Source organism: Actinoallomurus acaciae, assembly GCF_042429965.1.
GTDB classification, from domain to species: Bacteria; Actinomycetota; Actinomycetes; order Streptosporangiales; family Streptosporangiaceae; genus Actinoallomurus; species Actinoallomurus acaciae.
The window spans coordinates 1-6,258 of the sequence record NZ_JBHLZP010000471.1; the positions used below are offsets into that span (position 1 = coordinate 1).

General features: G+C 73.0%; 8 protein-coding genes. 3 read left to right on the forward strand and 5 right to left on the reverse strand.

Annotated features, from left to right (window positions below; translation table 11 throughout):
* Positions 1 to 534, forward strand: a 534-nt coding sequence (locus ACFFNX_RS38920) for a hypothetical protein (protein WP_378211152.1), incomplete at its 5' end; no start/stop codon positions are given.
* On the opposite strand, the gene ACFFNX_RS38925 is transcribed toward ACFFNX_RS38920, so the two are convergent.
* The 5 genes from ACFFNX_RS38925 to ACFFNX_RS38945 are packed head-to-tail and all read right to left on the reverse strand — an operon-like array spanning position 531 to position 4,985.
* Positions 531 to 1,289, reverse strand: a complete 759-nt coding sequence (locus ACFFNX_RS38925) for a class I SAM-dependent methyltransferase (protein WP_378211154.1) — start codon at positions 1,287 to 1,289, stop codon at positions 531 to 533. The genes ACFFNX_RS38920 and ACFFNX_RS38925 overlap by 4 nt on opposite strands.
* A gap of 19 nt (positions 1,290 to 1,308) precedes the next feature.
* Positions 1,309 to 2,523, reverse strand: coding sequence for a CaiB/BaiF CoA transferase family protein (locus ACFFNX_RS38930; RefSeq protein WP_378211155.1), 1,215 nt, complete (start codon positions 2,521 to 2,523; stop codon positions 1,309 to 1,311).
* Between the two features lie 49 nt (positions 2,524 to 2,572).
* Positions 2,573 to 3,766 (reverse strand): acyl-CoA dehydrogenase family protein, encoded by a 1,194-nt coding sequence (locus ACFFNX_RS38935; RefSeq protein WP_378211156.1) that lies wholly within the window; start codon positions 3,764 to 3,766, stop codon positions 2,573 to 2,575.
* A complete protein-coding gene (locus ACFFNX_RS38940) occupies positions 3,763 to 4,407 on the reverse strand; it encodes a carboxymuconolactone decarboxylase family protein (protein ID WP_378211158.1) in 645 nt (214 codons plus the stop codon). The genes ACFFNX_RS38935 and ACFFNX_RS38940 overlap by 4 nt, the downstream gene beginning before the upstream one ends.
* A gap of 11 nt (positions 4,408 to 4,418) precedes the next feature.
* A complete protein-coding gene (locus tag ACFFNX_RS38945; RefSeq protein ID WP_378211159.1) occupies positions 4,419 to 4,985 on the reverse strand; it encodes a VOC family protein in 567 nt (188 codons plus the stop codon).
* A 237-nt stretch (positions 4,986 to 5,222) separates the two neighbouring features.
* Here ACFFNX_RS38945 and ACFFNX_RS38950 point away from each other — a divergent pair, with 237 nt between their 5' ends.
* Positions 5,223 to 5,840, forward strand: a complete 618-nt coding sequence (locus tag ACFFNX_RS38950) for a TetR/AcrR family transcriptional regulator (RefSeq protein WP_378211161.1) — start codon at positions 5,223 to 5,225, stop codon at positions 5,838 to 5,840.
* A gap of 33 nt (positions 5,841 to 5,873) precedes the next feature.
* Positions 5,874 to 6,258: nuclear transport factor 2 family protein (locus ACFFNX_RS38955; RefSeq protein WP_378211162.1), on the forward strand; the 385-nt coding region annotated here is incomplete at its 3' end.

Below are 6,258 nucleotides of genomic sequence, written 5' to 3' on the forward strand. Positions count from 1 at the left end.
CCGCTGTGGCCGGACGGCGGCGACGCCGCCACCGCTCCCCCGGTCCGTACCGCGGTCACCGCGCCGACCGCGCCCACGCCGACCCGGACGCCGGTCACGCACCGGCCCCGGCTGAACGGCGTCCGGTCCGGTGCCCCCATCGCGAAGCCGAAGAAGAAACCGGCCAAGGGCTGCCGCGACTACCAGCGGGCGTACACCGTGACCCACGCCGGGTCCGTCCAGCTCAAGGTGTCGGTCTGCCGCGGCGCGTACACCGGCACCGCGGTCTTGGGCGACACCGCGGCCAAGGACGGCTGGGACATCTGCCTCCAGCTCCGCGGCCATGTCACCGGCGCTCAGGAGACCTTCATCAGCACGATCCTGTCCTCCCGCGACGGCCGCGTACGCGCCTTCGACAACGGCCCCAAGGCTCGCTTCGGCGCGAAGACGACCCGTACGGAGGACTCGGTGGCCGTGAACGTCGGCCGGTGCCGGGGCTCCGGCTCCGCCCTCCAGACCTCCTGGCAGACCCAGGACAAGCTCGCCGCCGGTTAGCGCCCGCCGCCCGACCGCGCGGTGAGCCGGATGAGGCGGTAGACGGGGTCCGGGCGCGGCCGGTCCTGGTCCGGAAGTTCCCGGAGCCGCTCGCACAGGGCGGTCAGGTCGTCACCGGCGGCCTCGGCCCAGGCGAAGGCGCCGCCCGAGAGCCGTTCGCGCCACCAGCGCGGGGATCGGCCCTGTCCGGTTCCGGGGAACGCGCCGTGCGCGGTCACCGTCAGCCCGAGCCGGCCCGCCAGGTCGGTCACGCGGCCGGTGGCGTCCGTCCCCGGTGCCGCGTGCGCCGCGCGGACGGGCTCGATCAGGGCGGTGACATCGCCGCCCGCGGCGAAGACCGCGTCGTTCTTGTCCACGGTGGTGAGCAGTGTCCCGCCAGGCCGCAGGACGCGTGCGGCCTCGGTCAGGGCCACGGCGGAGGCCGACTCGTTCATCAGGTGGAGAAGCCAGACCATCACCACGGCGTCCACCGACGCGTCGGCGAGCGGAAGCCTGGTCACATCGCCGATCGCGATCCGGCCCGGCAGCCGTGTTCCGGCGATACGGGCCATCCCGGAGGAGAGGTCGATGCCGATGACCTGCCGGCCCGGCTCCCTGAGGCGGACGGTGACGATCCCGGTGCCGCAGGCCAGGTCGGCCAGCCTCGCGGTGTCCGCGGGCAACAGCGCTCGCACCGCGGCGGCCGCGGATGCGGCTCTGGCGTCCCCACCACGGGTCGCGTCGTAACGGTCGGCTTCGCGGTCGTAATCCAGCATGCCGGTAATACAACACGTGTCAGATCACGCCGCGTTCGGCCAGGGCGGCGCGGCCCGCTTCGCCGATGCCCAGCAGGTCGCCGTAGACCTCGGCGTTGTGCTCGCCGAGCGCCGGGCCGGGCCGGCGTACGGAGCCGGGCGTCTCGCCGAGCCGGGGGAAGACGTTGTGCATCGGGAGCTCCCCCAGCTCCGGGTGGACGAGACGGACGATGGCCTCACGGGCGGCGAAGTGCGGGTCGGCGAACATGTCGCGCGCGGTGTAGATGCGGCCCGCCGGCACGCCTCCGTCGTGCAGCCGGCCGAGGAGTTCCTCCACGCCGAACCGCGCGGTCCACGCGGCGATCAGCTCGTCCAGCTCCGCCATGTTGCGTCCGCGCGCGGAGTGCGTGGCGTAGCGGTCGTCGGCGGCCAGCTCCGGCCGCTCCATCACGGCGGCAAGCCGCCGGAAGACCGTGTCCTGGTTGGCCGCGATGAGCACCATCTCACCGTCCCCGGCGGGGTAGACGTTGCTGGGCGCGACGTTCCCCAGCACCGGCCCGGTGCGTTCGCGCTGGTAGCCGGCGACCGCCCACTCGGGCAGGAGCGACTCCATCATCGCCAGCACGGCCTCGTAGATGGCGGAGTCGACGACCTGTCCCCGGCCGGTCCGCCGGCGGCCGTGCACGGCGGCGAGCGCGCCGAGGGCGGCGAACAGCCCGGCGAGCGAGTCGCCGAGGGAGATCCCCGTTCGCGAGGGCGGGCCGTCGGGGTCGCCGGTGACGTGCCGCAGACCGCCCATCGCCTCGCCGATCGAGCCGTACCCGGCGCGGGGCGCGTACGGGCCGGTCTGCCCGAACCCGGTCACCCGCACCATGACCAGGCCCGGGTTGGTGGCGCGCAGCCGGTCGAAGCCGAGGCCCCAGCGTTCGAGCGTGCCGGGCCGGAAGTTCTCCACGACGATGTCGGCCCGGTCGATGAGGCGCCGGGCCAGGTCCTGCCCCTCGGCGGTCCGCAGGTCGCAGGTCACCGACTTCTTGTTGCGCGCGATGACCGGCCACCACAGGGGGCGGCCGTGCGGTTTCTCCCGGCCCCACTGGCGCATCGGGTCGCCGGCGCCCGGCGCCTCAAGTTTGATCACCTCGGCGCCGAAGTCGCCGAGGAGCTGCCCGCAGAACGGGCCCGCGATGAGCTGGGCCATCTCCACGACGCGAAGGTCGGCGAGCGGCCCCGGAGAGACGGACGGATCGGTCGGCATGCGTTCTTGTCCTTGTCTTCCCGTGGACCTCAGCGTCTTCCCGTGGACCTCAGCGGAGGCCGAACTCCCAGTTGCCGCCGTCCCGGTACTCACGCAGGACGCGGCGCGCCGCGCTCTGGGTGTGCACCTCGTCCGGGCCGTCGTACAGGCGTGCCTCCCGCGCGTGCCGGTACATCCGCGACAGCGGCAGGTCGTCGGTGAGCCCGGCCGCGCCGTACGCCTGGATGGCCCGGTCGACGACGTTGTGCAGCATCCGCGCGCCGACGACCTTGATGACGGAGATCTCGACGCGCGCCTCGTCACCGGCGTCGATCCGGTGCGCGGCCTGGAGCGTGAGCAGCCGCGCGGACTGGATCTCGGCGTAGGACTCGAACACGTGCCGCTGCATGAGCTGCTTGTCCGCGAGCGGGCCGCCGAAGGCGGTGCGGGAGTTCAGTCGTTCGCACAGCAGGTCGAAGGCGCGCTGTGCCTGCCCGAGCCAGCGCATGCAGTGGAAGATGCGGCCGGGGCCGAGCCTCCGCTGCGCGATGCGGAAGCCCTCTCCGCGCGGGCCGAGCAGGTTGCCGGCCGGCACGCGCACGTCCTCGTAGGCGACCTCGTAGTGGCCGCCGGCCAGGCCGAGCACCGGCAGGTCGCGCACGATCCGGTGGCCGGGCGTGCCGGTCGGCACGATGATCATGCTGAACGCCCGGTGCGGCGGTGTGCCCTCCGGCTCCGTACGGCACATGACCGTCGTGTACGCGGCGGCCGCGGCCCCGGTGGTGAACCACTTGCGGCCCCGGATCACCCACTCGTCCCCGTCCAGCTCGGCGGTGGTGCGCAGGCCGGTCGGGTCGGAGCCGGCGACTTCCGGCTCGGTCATCGCGAAGCTCGGCGACACCTCCCCCGCCACCATCGGCGCCAGGTACCGCTCGCGCCAGCGCGCGTCGGCGTACTCGTGCAGCATGAGGGAGTCCTGGAGGGTGAACGTGCCGAGGGCGAGCTGGCCCCACTCGCTGCGGCCCTGCACCTCGTTGACGAACACGTAGTCCAGGAACGGCACGCCGCCGCCGCCCGGCTCGGCCGGGTGGCCGAGCGCCCACAGCCCGGCGTCCTTGGCCTCACGCCGCAGGTCGCGGAGCCTCTCGGCGGCGGCCTCGCCGCCGGCGGCCAGGACCGGCTCGGCGGGTTCGACCCGCTCGGTCATGAAGGTGTGCACGGCGTCGCGCACCGGCCGGACGCGCTCGGGCACCTCGAACGTCATCGGCCGTCTCCGGCGATGTCGTCGGCGATGTCGCGCGAGCCGTACCCCTCGGGCGCGGCCACCTCGACGATGGGCTCCTCCCGGTCGTCGAACTCCAGCCGCAGCGCCTTGGCCATCGTCGCGTGCATCTCGTACAGGCAGGTGACGTAGGTGAGCAGGAGGATCTCCTCATCGGTGAGGTGCCGCCTCAGCACCGCGAAGATCTCGTCGTGCACCCGGCCGCCGTCGAGCACGAGGCCGTCGGTGTAGGCGAGCACCGCGCGCTCCAGCTCGGAGAAGCAGCCGGCGGTCTGCCAGTACGCGACGGCCTGGACCTTCTCCTCCGGCACTCCCAGCGCGCGCAGTTGCTTGCAGTGCTGGGAGAAGACGAACTGGCTGCCGCGCGCCCAGCCGGCCCGCGACTGCCCGAGCTCGCGCAGCAGCGGGTCGATCTTCGCGTCGCGGTAGAGCGCGAACCCGCGTACGGCGTGGCGGAAGACCTCCGGGGACTGGGCGAAGACGGTCCACCAGTCGCCGGGCGAGCCGGTCGCGGTGCCGTGGTCGACGGCGGGGTCGCGGTCGGGGCCGAACAGGCGGTCGTAGAAGAACAGGATCCGCTCGTCGGTGACCTCGGCGCGGGGTACCTCTCGCAGGCGCGGCATGGATCCTCCGGTCAGGCGTGCGTGGGCGTACGGCGGTCCGCCGCCGTCCTCGGCGTGTGGGAGACGTCGGCGTCGGTGAACTCCCGGGTCCAGCAGGCGAACTCCAGGAGGATGCCGTCGGGGTCCTGGAAGTAGAAGGAGCGGACGAACACGCCGTCGTACATCTCGCGTGCGATCCCGGCCGGGCTGTCGTCGTGGTTGAGGATCGGGCTGACCGTCACGCCCTTGGCCCTGAGCCGGCGGCGGTACTCCTCGAAGCGCTCGGGCGGCACGGTGAAGGCGACGTGGTTCATCGAGCCGACCGCGCTCAGCAGGTCGCCCTGCTCGGGGCGGCCGGGCGGCGCGGAGATCCCCGGCACGCCGTCCGGGGCGTCGGGGAACCAGAAGAACGCCACGCAGTCGCCGCCTCCGCAGTCGAAGAAGAAGTGCTGGCCCATGCCGCCCGGCAGCTCGATCGTCTTGATCAGCGGCATGCCGAGGACGCCGGAGTAGAAGTCGATGGTCTGCCGCATGTCCGAGCAGACCAGGGCGAGGTGGTTGATCCCGCCCAGCTCGAACTCGGGGTTCTTCCTGGCCATGGTGACTCACTCCTTCGAGGTGGGGGCGGGACGCGTGCGCGTCTCGCGCTTGCCGGCGTGCCCGTCCGGGCGCAGCGCTCCCGAGGTTCCCGCAGGTCCGGCATGGCATCGCCCGTGGGGACCCGCCACGGCCCGGAGTTGACTTGACAGTCAGGTCAACTTCTCCGCATCATTGGTCCGCCGACGCCGTACTGTCAAGACCCCGAGGTTCCGGACGTGGGCGGGAGGCGGAGGGCGATGGCGCAGGAGAGCACGACGGCGCTGACCGAGCGCGGCGTGCGCACGCGGGAGCGCCTGATCCAGGCCGCCCGCGAGGTCTTCGAGGAGATGGGCTTCCTCGACACGCGGGTCCGCCACATCACCGAGCGCGCCGGCGCCGCGTACGGCACCTTCTACACCTACTTCGACTCCAAAGAGGCCGTCCTCCGGGAGATCGCCGACCGGATCTTCTCCGACATGACCGGGCGCGACCGCCTGCCGCTCGGCCCGGACGCCGCCCCGCAGGACCGCGTACGCCGCGCCAACCGCTCCTACTACGCGGCCTACCTGCGCAACGCCCGGATGATGGCGATCATCGAGCAGGTCGCCACGTTCAACGAGGAGTTCCGCGAGATGCGGCGGCGGCACCGCGCCACCGCGACCGGCCGCTCGGCCCGCGCGATCCGCCGCTGGCAGAGCGAGGGACTCGTCGACGCGGGCCTCGACGCCGACCTGGCCGCACGCGCGCTCGCCGCGATGGTCGACCACTCCCTCTACCTGCGGCTCGTCCAGGGCGAGGGCGACGACACCGAACGCCTCCTGGACACCCTCGACGCCCTCACCGTCCGCGCGCTGGGACTGGGGGGTGTTCCGTAAGCCCGCCGCCACGCCTCACCCGAAGGAGCCGCCGTGCACTCGGATCACGAAGATCTCGCCGCCGGATTCGTCGCCGCGATCACGAGCGGCGACACCGAGGCGCTGCGCGGGCTGTACGCCCCGGACGCACGGATCTGGCACAACGGCGACGAGACCGAGCAGACCGTCGAGGACAACCTCCGCACCCTGCGCTGGCTGGCCCGCAACCTGCACGACTTCCGCTACGAGGAGATCCGGCGCGACCCGGCCGCGCACGGGTACGTCCAGCGGCACGTGCTGCGCGGCCGGCTCCCCGACGGCACGGCGGTGCGGGTGCCCGCGTGCCTGTTCGTCACGGTCGACGGCGGGCGCATCACCCGGATCGAGGAGTACGCCGACTCGCGCGCCACCGGCGCGCTGCTCGCCCACGCCGCCGGCA